The organism is Paenarthrobacter sp. NPDC090520, from assembly GCF_044769205.1.
GTDB lineage: Bacteria > Actinomycetota > Actinomycetes > Actinomycetales > Micrococcaceae > Arthrobacter.
This window is the reverse complement of sequence record NZ_JBIVXM010000014.1, coordinates 32,609-46,933: the sequence shown is the minus strand read 5'-3', so window position 1 is coordinate 46,933 and position 14,325 is coordinate 32,609. Positions and strand designations below refer to the sequence as shown.

Sequence of the window (14,325 nt, the reverse complement as noted above, 5' to 3'; positions counted from 1 at the left end):
GGCCCGGAAAATCCGGACCGCGCCTTTTTCTTAGGGGGACGTCTACCGCTTGGCGAGGGCTCCTGCCACCAGGAAAGCCATCTCCAAGGACTGCATGTGGTTCAGCCGCGGGTCGCAGACCGACTCGTAGCGGTCCAGGAAGGCATCCTGGTCGATCGGGTCTGCGCCGCCGAGGCACTCGGCGACGTCGTCGCCGGTCATCTCCACGTGCAGGCCACCCGGAACGGTTCCGAGGGCGTGGTGGACCTCGAAGAACCCGCGGACCTCGTCAATGACGTCGTCGAAGTTGCGGGTCTTGTAGCCGTTGGGCGAGGTGACGGTGTTGCCGTGCATCGGGTCGGTCACCCAGAGCACCTGGGCGCCGGAAGCCGTGACACGCTCGACGACGGCCGGCAGCTTTTCGCGGATGTTCTTGGCGCCCATGCGGGTAATGAAGGTCAGGCGGCCCGGTTCGCGGTTCGGGTCCAGCTTGTCGATCAGGCGCAGGGCGTCGTCTCCGCTGGTGGTGGGGCCGAGCTTGACGCCGATCGGGTTGCGGACACGGGACAGGAAGTCCACGTGTGCGTGGTCCAGTTCACGGGTCCGCTCGCCGATCCACAGGAAGTGTGCCGACGTGTCATACGGAAGTCCCGTGCGCGAGTCGATGCGGGTCAGCGCACGCTCGTAGTCCAGGAGGAGTGCCTCGTGGCTCGCGAAGAATTCCACTCGCTTGAGTGCCTCGAAGTCGGCGCCGCAGGAGTCCATGAACTTAATGGCGCGGTCGATGTCACGGGCCAGGGATTCATAGCGGGCGTGGGCCGGGTTTTCCGTGAAGCCCTTGTTCCACTGGTGGACCAGGCGAAGATCAGCGAAACCGCCCTGCGTGAAAGCCCTGATCAGGTTCAGCGTGGAAGCCGAGGTGTGGTAGGCCTGGAGCATTCTTCCGGCGTCGTGGGCGCGGGACTCCGGAGTGAAGTCGTAACCGTTGACGATGTCTCCGCGGTAGGCGGGCAGGGTGACGCCGTTGCGGGTTTCGTCGTTCGAGGACCGCGGCTTGGCGAACTGGCCGGCCATGCGGCCCATCTTGATGACGGGCATCGCGGCACCATAGGTGAGGACCACTGCCATCTGGAGGATCGTCTTGACGCGGGCGCTGATCTTGTCGGCAGTGGCAGCTTCGAAGGTTTCGGCGCAGTCGCCACCTTGCAGGAGGAAAGCCTTCCCCTGCGCGGCAGCGGCCAAGCGGTCCCGGAGGACGTCTACTTCACCGGCGAAAACCAGGGGCGGAACGATCGACAACTCCCTGACGGAAGCCTTGAAGACCTCTGCGTCGGCCCAGGAAGGCTGCTGCGAGATGGGCAGGTCACGCCAGGCATCGAGTCCGGGATAGTTCGCGGCACCGCTCTGGGCGGTGCTGGCAAGCGGATCTGCTACAGATGGTGCGGTGTTCGCGGTTAGCTCAGTCACCCTACAAGAGTAGTAGCCCGGGCGGGTCTTGGGGCACAGCATCCGTAACCCATCCTGCCGGATGCGTCACAGTGCCCTGCCGGAGGGGCCCATGCCACTGCCGGGCTCCTCCCGGTCTTCCGCTATCCCACCCGGAGCTTCCTCTGCCGCTTCGACTTTCTGAACCGGCTCCGGGCCCTTGCCGGCCAGCCTGGCCTTAACCACTGCCGCATACTCATCCACATATTCCTGACCGGACAACCTCATGAGTTCATACATGATTTCGTCAGTGACGGCCCGCTGGATGTGCCGGTCTTCCTCCATGCCGTAGTACCGGCTGAAGTCCATGGGTTGCCCAAAGATCAAGCCGATCCGACGGATGTTAGGCAGCCTCTTTCCAATGGGCTGCACCTTTTCCGTTCCGATCATAGCCACCGGCACCACGGGAACCCGTGTCTGCAGGGCCAGGCGGGCGACACCCACTTTGCCACGGTAGAGCCGGGCATCCGGACTGCGGGTCCCCTCGGGATAGATCCCCAGCAGCCCGCCGGCGGCCAGGACATCCTTGCCTGCCTGCAGCGACGTCTCCGAGGCCGCGCCGCCCGACCGGTCCATGGGCAACTGGTTGCTCAACCTGAAGAAAAGGGCCGTCAACCTGCCTTTGATGCCCTTGCCCGTGAAGTACTCCGATTTGGCCAGGAAGACCACAGGCCGGTGCACCATCAAGGGAAGGAAGATCGAGTCCGAAAATGACAGGTGGTTCGATGCCAGGATGGCGGCACCGTCCGCTGGAACGTTGTCCAGGCCTTTGACCCAAGGCCTGAACAGGAGTTTGACGATGGGACCGAGGAAGATCCTCTTCATGACCCAATAGAACACGGTTGTCCTCTCACGGCCGATGGCAGATGCCCTCCCGGCTGCGGCCAGGATTCAACAGCAACCCTACTCCAGTGAGAAATGCCCGGAACAGTGACACGATGGAGCCATGACGGAACCACACCAAGCGGCGGCCCCACTGGCTTTCCACCACCCGGGCCACGGGGAAAACGCCTCCACGGGTATCGCCATCTGCCATGGATTCACCGGTAGTCCCCAGAGCGTACTCCCCTGGGCGGAGTACTTGGCGGAGCGGGGCTTCGCCGTCTCGGTGCCGCTTCTCCCGGGACATGGAACCAACTGGCGGGATCTTGCCACGACCCGCTGGCAGGACTGGTACAGGGCTTTCGAAAGAAGCTACCTGGATCTCGCCGGACAAACCAATGCCTGTTTCGTTGCCGGACTCTCCATGGGCGGGGCCGTCGCCCTGCGCGTGGCTTCCCTCCACCCTGTTCCAGGCCTGGTGTTGGTCAACCCCGGTTTGAGCTTCTATGACCGCCGGGTGCGCTACGTGGGTGCCCTGAAGTACGTCATGCGCACCACGTCCCCCATTGAGGAAGAGAAACCGACAGCGGCCGCCACGGAGGACGGCGACTATTCGAAGACGCCGTTGCAGTCCGTCCACGAACTCAAGAAGCTTTTCAGGCACGCGACGCGCGCCTTGCCCCAGGTCCACGCACCCGCGTTGGTGTTCAAGTCGGCTGTGGACGGCGTCATCCCGCCAAGTTCCGTGGCCACGATTGCCAAGCACCTGGATCCGTCCCGGCTCCGGGTGGTCTCCCTTCCCGGCAGTGGACATGTGGCCACCTTGGATGTGGATGCCCCCACTATTTTTGAAGAATCCGCTCAGTTTTTCCGCCGTCATGCCGGCGACAGAGTAGCCTCGGAGACATCATGAACAAGCTTCCCGATTCTGCTCCGTTCCGCAGCGCCTCCATGGGCTCCGGACCGCGCATTGGCGTGGTCATGTCCCACGGATTCACCGGAAGCCCCCGCAGCATCAGGCCGTGGGCGGAGCACTTGGCGGACGCCGGTTATGCCGTCAATCTTCCGCTGTTGCCCGGCCACGGGACCACGTGGCAGGACATGGCCACGCGCTCCTGGCACGAGTGGCACCGCGCAGTGGACCACGCCTATCTGGAACTTGCCGAAGAGTGCGACTACGTCTTCGCCGCAGGACTGTCCATGGGCGGCACCTTGGCCTTGCGGATCGCCGCCACGCGACCTGTGGCGGGCACCATCGTGGTCAACCCGGGGATGGTGCTGGATGATCCCCGCGCAGTGATCGTGGGCGCGTTGAAGTACGTCCTGAAAAGCACACCGGCGATCGCCAACGACATCCTCAAACCGGACCAGGACGAGGGCGCCTATCCGCGGACGCCGGTGGCAGCAGCCCACCAGTTGAAACTGATGTACAAGGACACGGTGCGCCTCCTCCCCCGGATCAACGCCCCTGTCCGGGTGTTCCGTTCAACGGTTGACAACATCGTGTCCGACGCAAGCCTGGCCATCCTGCAATCGCGGGTACAGGCCAACGTGGATGTCAGCTACCTCAGGAACAGCTACCATGTGGCAACCCTCGACAACGACGCTCCGGAAATTTTCTCGGGCACTGTTGGGTTCATCCAGAAAACCCTGGCGGCACTGGCCGGCAGCGGGCCATCGCTCGAAAAGGATAAAGCCAATGAACAGGCCTGATCCCAACTCAGCCGACCAAAGCGCCAATAAGGACGACGACGCCGTATGGCTGGACCTGGTAGCACGCCTGGAGGCGACCGAATCTTCGCCTTCGGACGCGGAACCCGCGGGCGCCCCGGATCCTGGAGCTGACCGTAAATCCTTCCAGGATTTCGACCCGCTGGGCCTCTCGGCTCGGGGTGCAGGGCAGGACGCACCAGGCACTGATGCACCTCGCCAGCAGCATGGTTCCGGTTTCACCTCAGGTCCCCGGGACTACGATGTGGCCGACGACGACGGGGCCTTCGTTCCGGAGGAACCGCCGAGCCTGGCGGGAACGGAGCCGCTGACCATGCTGGCGTGGTTCGGCGCCGTCGGAGGCCCGCTCGCCCTGTTGTTCACGGCCATGTTCTGGCGCTCGGCACCCTTGGCAGCGATCCTGGGGATCGTGGCAGCCTTTGTTGCTTCGGTGGTCTACCTCATCATGCGGCTTCCGCGCGAAAAGAACGAGGACGACGACGGCGCACGCATCTAGGCGCGCAGCCTCCGGCCTGCGGTTGAATGCCTAGCTGTGCGCGCGTCCGCTGACCCGCGACAGATCGGCTGCGCCAATCATCCCGGCCCGCGGCCCCAGCGCTGCGAGTTCGATCCGGGCCATCGGCCGGAAGCCGCGTCCAGTCAGGTTCTTCGCAAAGGAGGACCTTGCCGGATCGGCCAGGAGATCGCCGGCGTCACACAATCCGCCGCCAATGACGAACATGCCCGGGTCCAAGGCTGCTGCGAGATTGGCGAGCCCAAGGCCAAGCCACTCACCCTGATCGGCAATAAGTTCCTTGGAAGTGGCGTCACCGTTCAATGCCAACGTGGTCACTGCAGCTCCGGTGATGCTGTCCGCCACGCCGCCGGCCTTTTCAAGGAGGCCCCGGCCCTCGGGTGAGTTGGTCTTGACGAGTTGCCTGGCTTCACGTCCCAGGGCATTGCCTGAAGCGTACTGTTCCCAGCAGCCCCGGTTTCCGCATTCACAGCGGTGGCCGCCGGGGAAGATGATCTGGTGGCCGAACTCGCCGGCCACGCCAAAGCGGCCGCGCTCCACGCGGCCGTCCATCACCATGGCGCCGCCGATCCCGGTGCCCAGGGTGATGCACACCAGGCGGCTCTCTCCTTGGCCGGCACCAAAGCGCCATTCCGCCCACGCGGCGGCATCGGCGTCGTTGGTCAACAGGACCGGGCGCCGCAAGAGGTTCTGGAGGCTTTCGCGCAGGGGCTCGTTGCGCCAGGCCAGATGCGGGCTGAACAGGACCGTTCCGCCGTCGAGGTCCATCCATCCGGCGGCCCCAATACCCACGGAAGCGATCCGGTGATCGGCACTGAGCTCGTCCACCAGTTCCACGATGGTCCGCTCGACGGCCCGGGCATCGGCCCCCGGAGTGGCACGGCGGGCTTCGGCCAGCACCCGGCCGTCGGCGTCGATCACGCCGGCGGCCACCTTGGTTCCGCCGATGTCGATGCCGATGGCCAGCCCACGCCGGCCAAGGTGGCTGCGGCGGGCGCCCCACGGAACGTCTTTCCAACCGGCAACAGGAGGCCGGAGCCGGGGACGCGAGCTTGACCGAATTTGAGGCATCCCCTCATCCTATTCCGCTGCCCCGGGCAGCCCGGCATCGGGCGTCGATCGTGGCGCCAAGTTGCCCAAAATGGCGGGCGATCCGTAAAGTTACTCGCCAGTAGGTGAAATCGGACACACCTCCATGAGTGGGCATACTAGAGTGGACAGTGCCCCTTGTGGCCCGTGGATATCAAAGGAGCTGCCGTGCGTGAAATCAGTGTTCCTCCCCTCGTCAATGTCGCCCCCGAAACCAATATCACGGACTTCGTTGTCCGGGAGGCCGCGAAGGCATCCAACCCCGCACTGTTTTCCAAGCTGGACAGCCAAGGCCAATGGCAGGACATCCGCGCCACCGATTTCCTCGCCGACGTCAAAGCCCTGGCCAAGGGCCTGATCGCCAGCGGCGTAGGCGCGGGCGACCGCGTGGGCATCATGTCCCGCACCCGCTACGAATGGTCCCTGGTGGACTTTGCCATCTGGTTCGCCGGCGCCGTCTCCGTGCCGATCTACGAGACATCCTCGCCGTCGCAGGTGGCTTGGAACCTCGGTGATTCAGGAGCCGTGGCAGCGTTCGGCGAAGCCGCCCATCACGAGGACATCATCCGGCAGGCCGTCGCTGCCGAGGACATCAGCACTGTCACCAACGTCTGGCAGCTCGAAGGATCCGGGCTGGACGCCCTTCGCGCCGCCGGGGCTGACGTCAGCGATGACGAGCTGGAAACCCGCCGCTCCGCGGCCGGCCTCTCCGACCTCGCCACCATCATCTACACCTCCGGCACCACAGGCCGCCCCAAGGGCTGCGAACTGACCCACGGCAACTTCGTGGAACTTTCCGAGAATGCCCGTGCAGCACTCGGCGAGATCATCAACGAGTCGGGGAAGACCATCATGTTCCTTCCGCTGGCACACGTCTTCGCCCGTTTCATTTCCGTCCTGGCGGTAGCCGGCGGCGTCCAAGTAGCGCACACCCCGGATATCAAGAACCTCCTCGGCGATCTCCAGAGCTTCCAGCCGACGTTCATCCTCGCCGTACCCCGCGTCTTCGAAAAGGTCTACAACTCGGCACTGACCAAGGCAGAGGACGGCGGAAAGGGTGCCATCTTCCACCGTGCGGTGGACACCGCGATCGAGTACTCCAAGGCACGCCAGTCCGGCTCCTTGGGATTCGGCCTCAAGATCAAACACGCGGTCTTCGACAAGCTCGTGTATGGCAAGCTCCGCGCGGCCATGGGCGGGCATGTTGCCCACGCAGTTTCGGGAGGAGGCCCGCTCGGCGAACGCCTTGGCCACTTCTTCCAAGGCATTGGCCTCCAGATCCTGGAAGGCTACGGCCTCACCGAAACCACGGCACCGATCTCGGTGAACACGCCGTCGATGATCAAGATCGGCACAGTGGGAGCGCCGCTTCCGGGCAACGCGGTCAAGATTGCGGACGACGGCGAGATCCTCACCAAGGGCGTCTGCGTGATGCGCGGCTACTACAAGCGCGAGGACCTCACCGACGAGACCTTCGTTGATGGCTGGTTCCGGACCGGAGACATCGGCGAACTGGACAGCAACGGCTTCCTTAAGATTACCGGCCGCAAGAAGGAAATCATTGTCACCGCCGGTGGCAAGAACGTGGTCCCGGCACTCCTTGAGGACCAGATCCGGGCAGATGCACTGGTCTCCCAAGTGCTCGTGGTGGGCGACAACCGCCCGTTCATTGGGGCTTTGGTGACCCTCGATGAGGAAGCCCTGCCGGGCTGGCTTGAACGCCACGGACTCCCGGGTTCCACCACCCTGGAAGAAGCAACTGACAACGCCGTAGTGAAGGCAGCAGTCCAGGAACTCATCAGCAAGGCCAACCAGTCCGTCTCGCAGGCCGAGGCGATCAAGTCGTTCCGGATCGTTCCCTCGGACTTTACCGAGGCGTCCGGCCATTTGACTCCTTCGCTCAAGGTCAAGCGCGCACAGGTCATGAAGGACTTCGACACGGTGATCGAGGATATGTACTCGGCACCGAGGGCCTCCTAGGACCTCCCGGTAAAAAGTCCATAGCAGCAAAGAACCCCGCCAGGAAAATTTCCCGGCGGGGTTCTTTCAGTTCAGTGGCTAGCCGACCACGAGCAGCAAATCGCCGCCCTGGACCTGCTCCACCGCGGAGATGGCGAGGCGGGAAACCGTTCCTGCCACCGGTGTGGTGATTGACGCTTCCATCTTCATGGCTTCGATGGTGGCGACGGTATCGCCGGCCTTGACTTCATCGCCAACCTTCACGGTCACCGTGACGGCACCGGCAAACGGTGCCGCGACCTGGCCCGGCTGGGCGGGATCGGCCTTCTCGGCGGCCTTGACGTTGCTCACCACGGAACGGTCACGGACAACCACCGGACGGGACTGTCCGTTGAGCGTGCACATCACCGTACGCATGCCCTTTTCATCGGCTTCGGAAACAGCTTCCAGCTGCGCGATGAGCCGGACGCCCTTCTCCAGTTCGATGATGTGCTCTGCACCGCGCTGCAGGCCGTAAAGGTAGTCGCGCGTATCAAGGACAGAGATGTTGCCGTACGTGTCAACGCTCTTCTGGTAGTCCTTGGTGGGACCGGCGAACAGGAGACGGTTAAGCGTCTGCTGGCGGGTCTTGGAATCCGCTTTCAGCGCGGCGCTGTCCTCTGCGCTGATCTCGACGTCGCGCACCTTCACACTGCGGCCTTGGAGGGCCTTGGTGCGGAACGGCTCGGGCCAGCCTCCGGGAGGATCACCGAGTTCGCCGGAGAGGAAACCGATGACGGAATCCGGAATGTCGTAGTTCTGCGGGTTCTCGTTGAAGTCGGCAGGATCGGCGTTCAGTCCCACCAAGTGCAGGGCGAGGTCACCCACCACCTTGGACGACGGGGTCACCTTGACGAGGCGGCCAAGGATCCGGTCGGCAGCCGTGTACATGTCCTCGATGGCCTCGAACTGCTCACCGAGGCCCAGGGCGATCGCCTGCTGCCTGAGGTTGGAGAGCTGGCCACCCGGGATTTCGTGCTGGTAAACCCGGCCTGTGGGTCCCGGAAGGCCGGACTCGAAGGGCGCGTACACACGGCGCACGGCTTCCCAATACGGTTCGAAGGCCCCCACGTTCTCCAGGCTGAGGCCTGTGTCCCGCGGCGTATTGGCCAAGGCTGCCACGAGGGCAGAAGCTGCCGGCTGGCTCGTCGTACCAGCGAGCGAAGCGGCTGCAACGTCGACGGCGTCCACACCGGCGTCGACAGCGGCGAGCAGCGTTGCAAGCTGTCCTCCGGCGGTGTCGTGCGTGTGCAGGTGGACCGGGAGGTCGAACCGCTCGCGCAGCGCGGAAACCAGCTTGGCCGCCGCGGCCGGACGCAACAGGCCGGCCATGTCCTTGATCGCGAGGATGTGGGCACCGGCGTCGACGATCTTCTGGGCGAGGTCCAGGTAGTAGTCGAGCGTGTACAGCTTCTCTTCGGGGTCAAGCAGGTTGCCGGTGTAGCAGAGAGCCACCTCGGCGACTGCCGTCCCCGTGGCACGGACGGCGCGGATGGCAGGAGCCATCTGGTTCACGTCGTTCAGCGCGTCGAAAATGCGGAAAATGTCGATGCCGGTGGCAGCGGCTTCGTTGACGAACGCTTCCGTGACTTCTTCCGGGTACGGTGTGTAGCCAACGGTATTCCGGCCGCGGAGCAGCATCTGGATACACGTGTTGGGCAGTGCCTGGCGCAAAGCAGCCAAGCGGTCCCATGGGTCTTCGCCGAGGAAGCGAAGCGCGACGTCGTACGTGGCTCCACCCCAGGCTTCGACGGAAAGCAGTTCCGGCAGCAAAGCCGTGACCGCAGGGCCGGCAGCAACGAGATCGCGGGTGCGCACGCGAGTGGCCAGGAGGGACTGGTGGGCATCACGGAACGTGGTGTCCGTGACGGCGAGGGCCTGCTGTTCGCGAAGGGCCTTGGCGAAACCTTCCGGACCAAGTTCCTGGAGGCGCTGACGTGAACCCGAGGTGGGCACTGGGCCATCGACAACCGGCAACTTGTCGGCCGGGTCCGACTGGACCGTCAGTTCCCCGTTGGGCTTGTTCACCGTAACGTCTGCCAGCCAGGTCAAGAGCTTGGTGCCACGGTCCGCCGAAATGTGGGACTTGAGCAGTTCGGGGCGCTTGTCGATGAAGTCAGTGGCCACGTTGCCGGCGTTGAAGTCCGGGTCCGCCAGGACAGCCTGCAGGAACGGGATGTTGGTGGATACGCCGCGGATACGGAATTCGGCGAGGCCGCGGCGGGCGCGGGCGACTGCAGCCGGGTAGTCACGTCCGCGGCAGGTGAGCTTGACCAGCATCGAGTCGAAGTGCGGGCTGATCTCGGCACCGGAGTAAACGGTACCGCCGTCGAGCCTGACACCGGCGCCACCGGCCGACCGGTAGCCGGTGATCTTTCCGACGTCCGGACGGAAACCGTTCGCGGGGTCCTCGGTGGTGATGCGGCACTGCAGTGCGGCGCCTTTGATCGCGACGGTTTTCTGGCTCAGCCCAAGATCGGCGAGGGTCTCGCCCGAGGCAATGCGCATCTGGGCCTGGACCAGGTCCACGTCCGTGATCTCTTCGGTGACCGTGTGCTCAACCTGGATGCGGGGGTTCATCTCGATGAAGACATGCTGGCCTGCGCGGGCACCCTCGGTGTCCACCAGGAACTCGACGGTTCCGGCGTTGACGTAGTTCAGCGCCTTCGCGAAAGCGACTGCGTCGCGGTAAAGGGCCTGTCGGATGTTTTCGTCCAGGTTCGGCGCCGGAGCGATTTCCACCACCTTCTGGTGGCGGCGCTGCAGCGAACAGTCACGTTCGAACAGGTGCATGACGTTGCCCTCGGCGTCGGCAAGGATCTGCACTTCGATGTGGCGGGGACGCAGCACGGCCTGTTCAAGGAACATCGTGGGATCGCCGAAGGCGGCATCTGCCTCGCGCATGGCGGACTGAAGGGCTTCGGGGAGCGCTTCGCGGGTTTCGACGCGGCGCATGCCACGGCCGCCACCGCCGGCGACTGCCTTGGCGAAGATGGGGAAACCGATCTCATCCGCTGCCGCGATCAGCTCATCCAGGTCCTTGGACGGCTTGCTCGACTTCAAGACGGGAACGCCGGCCTTGCGGGCAGCCTCAAGGGCAGCAACCTTGTTGCCTGCCAGCTCGAGCACCTCGGCGGGCGGGCCGACGAAAGTGATGCCCTGGGCCGCTGCCGCGCGGGCGAGGTCCGGGTTCTCGGACAGGAAACCGTAACCGGGGTAAATGGCGTCGGCGCCGGCTTCCTTGGCGACGCGGACAACCTCCTCCACGTCCAGGTAGGCGCGGACCGGGTGGCCCACCTCACCGATCAGGTAGGCCTCGTCAGCCTTCTGCCGGTGGATCGAGTTACGATCCTCGTGCGGGAAGACGGCAACGGTTTTTGCGCCCAGTTCATAACCAGCGCGAAACGCCCTAATCGCGATTTCTCCGCGATTGGCCACCAGAATTTTCGAAAACATACTTCTCCTGCATCATTGCGGGTGGATCGGTCGGTGGTCACAGTGTGTAGTGCCGCCAGCATCAAACACAAATCTTTGTGGCAACCATCACAACAGTATTCGTCATGTGCGCTGTATGTGGGTACGGAGGACCATAAGGCGTGATATGTCAGGCCGCTCGCAGGAGTCCCCCGGGCGCGTAGAAAGCGGGATTCGGGGGCCGTGCACCATATGATGTTCAAGGGGCTTCGGCAAGTCCCGGGCTCCAGCTCTGCAGGAGCGGAAAACAGCGCGATACGGCAACCGGCGTTAGGTTTTGGGTTTTCAAGTGCAAGTAGTCAGCATCAGCAGCCTTAAAGGCGGCGTGGGAAAGACGTCCGTGACAACCGGCCTCGCCTCGGCGGCCCTCGCAGCAGGAATTTCCACCTTGGTGGTGGATCTCGATCCCCACGCCGATGCCACCACCGCCCTTGGCGTCCAGCCAAACGGAAAGCTGGACATCGGACGGATGCTCAAGAGCCCGCGCAAGGCCAGGCTCCCCGAGAACGTCTCCGGCAGCAGCTGGGTTTCCAATGGTTCCAGCAATGGGACACTGGACGTCGCCGTCGGCTCGGCACTGACAGGCATCTATGACCGGCCGGACCTCAGCCGCAGGGATCTTCGGCGCCTCTCCGCCGTCCTCGCGGGGACCAGTAGCTATGACCTGGTCCTGGTGGACTGCCCACCGTCACTCAACGGGCTGACCCGCATGGCCTGGAGCGCCAGCGATCGCGTAGTGCTCGTGGCTGAGCCCGGACTCTTCTCCGTTGCCGGAACCGAGCGGACCATGCGCGCCATCCAATTGTTCAAGCAGGAATTTGCACCGAACCTGGCCCCGGCGGGCATCGTTGCCAATCGTGTCCGGACGGGATCGACGGAACACGCGTTCAGGCTTGCCGAAATGGAATCCATGTTCGGGGAACTCCTGCTGAGCCCGCACATTCCCGAACAGGCAAACTGGCAGCAGATCCAGGGTGCAGCCCATTCGGTGCATCACTGGCCCGGCGACTCGGCCAAGAACTCCGCCAAGCTTTTCGATTCCCTGCTGCAGAACCTCATCACAGGTCCATCAGCATCCCAGGCCCGCCGCCAAGGCTGAGCCACCCACTGGACCAAGGCAAAGAAGCCGTCTCCCGATGAGGGAGGCGGCTTCTTCGGAACTGCATAAAGTCCGGGCGCGGTCAGCCGATCTTGCGGGCTACGCGTCGCTTGCTGAGTTCGTCGTCCGGAAAAGATTGTTCGGCGGCATGCTCACTCGGAAGGGCTGCGAGGCTCCCCTCGACCTCGCGCCACACGCGGCCCACGGCGATGCCGAAGACGCCTTGGCCACCTTGCACCAGATCAATGACTTCATCCGCGGACGTACATTCGTAGACGCTGGCGCCATCACTCATCAACGTGATCTGTGCCAGGTCTTCGACACCGCGTTCCCGCAGGTGCTCCACGGCGCTCCGGATTTGCTGGAGCGAGACTCCGGTGTCCAACAACCGCTTGACGACTTTAAGGACCAGGATGTCGCGGAATCCGTACAGGCGCTGCGAACCGGAACCGGCGGCGCCGCGGACAGCGGGTTCAACCAAGCCGGTGCGTGCCCAGTAGTCGAGTTGGCGGTACGTGATTCCCGCGGCCTTGCATGCGGTGGGGCCGCGGTAGCCTGCGTCCTCGTCCAGCACTGGAAGGTCCTCCGTAAAGAGCAAACCTTGGGCGCCGGATGCGGGCGCGGCAATGCCGGTCGAGGCCTGCTTCAGCTCGCCTGCTTCGCCTTTCGGACTCACGTGACCTCCTTGTTGACAGTTCCCTTGGGGACGGTGCACATCACTGACACACAACGCTGAAAATCAGCCGTGTAATTCCCACAAGACCGCACCTTCCAGTGTGACTTGCGCCGGCAGTGTATGCAACGGGAACTTGATACTTCGACGTTAGGCCGGTAAGAGCCCTAGGTCAAAGACGTTGGCCGCGAAAAAAGGCGTGTCGAAACTTTCACCCTCAACTTTAGGCTTAGGGTGACTCAGCCTTCGAAATCCTCTGGCTCCACATCGTCCAGGAACTCGCGGAAGCGGCGCATCTCACGTTCTTCGTCCACGCTGGGATCCGGCTCGGAGTCTTCGCCCTCGTCGTGCTCAGTGATACGGACGCCTGCTTCCTCCATGACTGCGTCGGCGCACCAAATGCGGCATTTTGCCCGCAAAGCCAGGGCCAGGGCATCCGACGCCCGCGAACTGACCACCGTGCCGTCGTCGAACTGCAGTTGGCCGTAAAAGATGTTGTCCTCGACCGCAACGATGTTGACGCTGATGATCGAGTGGCCCAGGGACTCAACAACGTCGATCAGGAGATCGTGCGTCATGGGTCGCGGGGGGACCACACCCTGCTGCGCCAGCGCAATGGCGCTGGCCTCGGGAGTGCCGATCCAAATCGGAACATGCCGCTCCCCCTTGAGTTCCCGGAGCAGAACCAAAGGCTGGTTGGAGGGCAGTTCGATGCGAACGCCGACAATTTCTACTTCGATCATCAGGAGTCCATCCGTGAGATGCGGTGGTGGACGAGCGCCCGGTGAAGGGTGAGGCAGAGGTCGCTGATTTCACGCGCGGCTTCGGCTGCACGGGCCTGCGACGCAGCATCCTTCCGCGAGGTCAGCGGCGCCACGGCCCTTTCCACCAGGCCAAACTCGCGGTCGGCGGCGGCCTGGAACGGCCTCAAGTGCCGGGGCTCCAGGCCGTGGACTTCCAGTTGGACGCAGGCGCGGGCAACCTGGAGGGCGTGTTCGTCGAACTTGCCGCCAATGTGGCTGATCAACCCGAAACTCAGCAGGGACTCCAGCAAGGGGACGCTCGCACCGGACTCGGCGCGAAGCTGTTCTTCCGTCAGCGTCCGGGCACGGCCATGGACCTCAGCAGCCATCTCGGCAGTGACGGCCCGGGGTGTGACCGAGACTCCCGGCGGAAGATTGTCCGGGCGCTCCCCACGGTCGATCGCGTCCAGGTAATCCTTGATCACCTTCAGCGGCAAGTACTGGTCGCGCTGGAGTGCCAGGACGAACCGCAGGCGTTCCACATCACTGTCCGCATACTGCCGGTAACCGGCCGGCGTGCGCTTGGGATTGATGAGGCCCTTTTCCTCGAGGAATCGGATCTTGGACGCGGTCATCCCGGGGAAATCGTCACTCAGTTGAGCCAGGACTTCCCCGATGTTCAGGACCTGCGGTCCGCGACGTTCCGGCTGGGCCATTG

The 14,325-nt window shown here is 63.9% G+C and carries 12 protein-coding genes; 5 read left to right on the top strand and 7 right to left on the bottom strand.

What is annotated here, in order from left to right; translation table 11 throughout:
* Nucleotides 1–42 precede the first annotated feature (42 nt).
* Both ACIQTZ_RS16595 and ACIQTZ_RS16590 read right to left on the bottom strand, forming a co-directional pair.
* The gene (locus ACIQTZ_RS16595; RefSeq protein ID WP_400271612.1) at nucleotides 43–1,446 is read right to left on the bottom strand and encodes a class II 3-deoxy-7-phosphoheptulonate synthase; all 1,404 of its coding nucleotides are present in this window, start codon (nucleotides 1,444–1,446) and stop codon (nucleotides 43–45) included.
* A 66-nt stretch (nucleotides 1,447–1,512) separates the two neighbouring features.
* Nucleotides 1,513–2,304: a lysophospholipid acyltransferase family protein gene (locus ACIQTZ_RS16590; protein WP_402982330.1), complete on the bottom strand. Its 792-nt coding sequence runs from the start codon at nucleotides 2,302–2,304 to the stop codon at nucleotides 1,513–1,515.
* Nucleotides 2,305–2,410: 106 nt separating this feature from the next.
* Between ACIQTZ_RS16590 and ACIQTZ_RS16585 the strand changes: the two genes are divergently transcribed.
* The 3 genes from ACIQTZ_RS16585 to ACIQTZ_RS16575 are packed head-to-tail and all read left to right on the top strand — an operon-like array spanning nucleotide 2,411 to nucleotide 4,513.
* The gene (locus ACIQTZ_RS16585; RefSeq protein ID WP_402982328.1) at nucleotides 2,411–3,199 is read left to right on the top strand and encodes an alpha/beta hydrolase; all 789 of its coding nucleotides are present in this window, start codon (nucleotides 2,411–2,413) and stop codon (nucleotides 3,197–3,199) included.
* On the top strand, nucleotides 3,196–3,999 hold the full coding sequence (locus tag ACIQTZ_RS16580; RefSeq protein ID WP_400334681.1) for an alpha/beta hydrolase: 804 nt from the start codon (nucleotides 3,196–3,198) through the stop codon (nucleotides 3,997–3,999). Before ACIQTZ_RS16585 ends, ACIQTZ_RS16580 begins: the two co-directional genes overlap by 4 nt.
* Nucleotides 3,986–4,513, top strand: coding sequence for a hypothetical protein (locus tag ACIQTZ_RS16575; RefSeq protein ID WP_402982327.1), 528 nt, complete (start codon nucleotides 3,986–3,988; stop codon nucleotides 4,511–4,513). Before ACIQTZ_RS16580 ends, ACIQTZ_RS16575 begins: the two co-directional genes overlap by 14 nt.
* A 30-nt stretch (nucleotides 4,514–4,543) precedes the next feature.
* Here the strand turns inward: ACIQTZ_RS16575 and ACIQTZ_RS16570 are convergent, their stop codons facing one another.
* On the bottom strand, nucleotides 4,544–5,602 hold the full coding sequence (locus tag ACIQTZ_RS16570; protein WP_402982325.1) for an ROK family protein: 1,059 nt from the start codon (nucleotides 5,600–5,602) through the stop codon (nucleotides 4,544–4,546).
* A gap of 186 nt (nucleotides 5,603–5,788) precedes the next feature.
* Here ACIQTZ_RS16570 and ACIQTZ_RS16565 point away from each other — a divergent pair, with 186 nt between their 5' ends.
* A complete protein-coding gene (locus tag ACIQTZ_RS16565) occupies nucleotides 5,789–7,600 on the top strand; it encodes an AMP-dependent synthetase/ligase (protein WP_400334686.1) in 1,812 nt (603 codons plus the stop codon).
* A gap of 78 nt (nucleotides 7,601–7,678) precedes the next feature.
* On the opposite strand, the gene ACIQTZ_RS16560 is transcribed toward ACIQTZ_RS16565, so the two are convergent.
* Nucleotides 7,679–11,074 carry a pyruvate carboxylase gene (locus ACIQTZ_RS16560; RefSeq protein ID WP_402982323.1) on the bottom strand — a complete coding sequence of 1,132 codons (3,396 nt, stop codon included), beginning with the start codon at nucleotides 11,072–11,074 and terminating at the stop codon, nucleotides 7,679–7,681.
* Nucleotides 11,075–11,381: 307 nt separating this feature from the next.
* Between ACIQTZ_RS16560 and ACIQTZ_RS16555 the strand changes: the two genes are divergently transcribed.
* A complete protein-coding gene (locus ACIQTZ_RS16555; RefSeq protein WP_402982322.1) occupies nucleotides 11,382–12,191 on the top strand; it encodes a ParA family protein in 810 nt (269 codons plus the stop codon).
* Nucleotides 12,192–12,273: 82 nt separating this feature from the next.
* Here ACIQTZ_RS16555 and ACIQTZ_RS16550 read toward each other — a convergent pair whose 3' ends face one another.
* The 3 genes from ACIQTZ_RS16550 to ACIQTZ_RS16540 all read right to left on the bottom strand — a co-directional run bounded on the left by ACIQTZ_RS16550 (nucleotide 12,274) and on the right by ACIQTZ_RS16540 (nucleotide 14,323).
* Nucleotides 12,274–12,867 carry a MerR family transcriptional regulator gene (locus ACIQTZ_RS16550; RefSeq protein WP_387438600.1) on the bottom strand — a complete coding sequence of 198 codons (594 nt, stop codon included), beginning with the start codon at nucleotides 12,865–12,867 and terminating at the stop codon, nucleotides 12,274–12,276.
* A 236-nt stretch (nucleotides 12,868–13,103) separates the two neighbouring features.
* The gene (locus ACIQTZ_RS16545; RefSeq protein ID WP_397322914.1) at nucleotides 13,104–13,607 is read right to left on the bottom strand and encodes a bifunctional nuclease family protein; all 504 of its coding nucleotides are present in this window, start codon (nucleotides 13,605–13,607) and stop codon (nucleotides 13,104–13,106) included.
* Nucleotides 13,607–14,323, bottom strand: coding sequence for a MerR family transcriptional regulator (locus ACIQTZ_RS16540; protein WP_400334690.1), 717 nt, complete (start codon nucleotides 14,321–14,323; stop codon nucleotides 13,607–13,609). Before ACIQTZ_RS16540 ends, ACIQTZ_RS16545 begins: the two co-directional genes overlap by 1 nt.
* Nucleotides 14,324–14,325 lie beyond the last annotated feature (2 nt).

Excerpts from the sequence above, each read along its gene's own strand:
- ACIQTZ_RS16585 (WP_402982328.1), top strand. The coding sequence starts at position 2,411 with ATGACGGAACCACACCAAGCGGCGGCCCCACTGGCTTTCCACCACCCG.
- ACIQTZ_RS16580 (WP_400334681.1), top strand. The coding sequence starts at position 3,196 with ATGAACAAGCTTCCCGATTCTGCTCCGTTCCGCAGCGCCTCCATGGGC.
- ACIQTZ_RS16575 (WP_402982327.1), top strand. The coding sequence starts at position 3,986 with ATGAACAGGCCTGATCCCAACTCAGCCGACCAAAGCGCCAATAAGGAC.
- ACIQTZ_RS16570 (WP_402982325.1), bottom strand. The coding sequence starts at position 5,602 with ATGCCTCAAATTCGGTCAAGCTCGCGTCCCCGGCTCCGGCCTCCTGTT.
- ACIQTZ_RS16560 (WP_402982323.1), bottom strand. The coding sequence starts at position 11,074 with ATGTTTTCGAAAATTCTGGTGGCCAATCGCGGAGAAATCGCGATTAGG.
- ACIQTZ_RS16545 (WP_397322914.1), bottom strand. The coding sequence starts at position 13,607 with ATGATCGAAGTAGAAATTGTCGGCGTTCGCATCGAACTGCCCTCCAAC.
- ACIQTZ_RS16540 (WP_400334690.1), bottom strand. The coding sequence starts at position 14,323 with ATGGCCCAGCCGGAACGTCGCGGACCGCAGGTCCTGAACATCGGGGAA.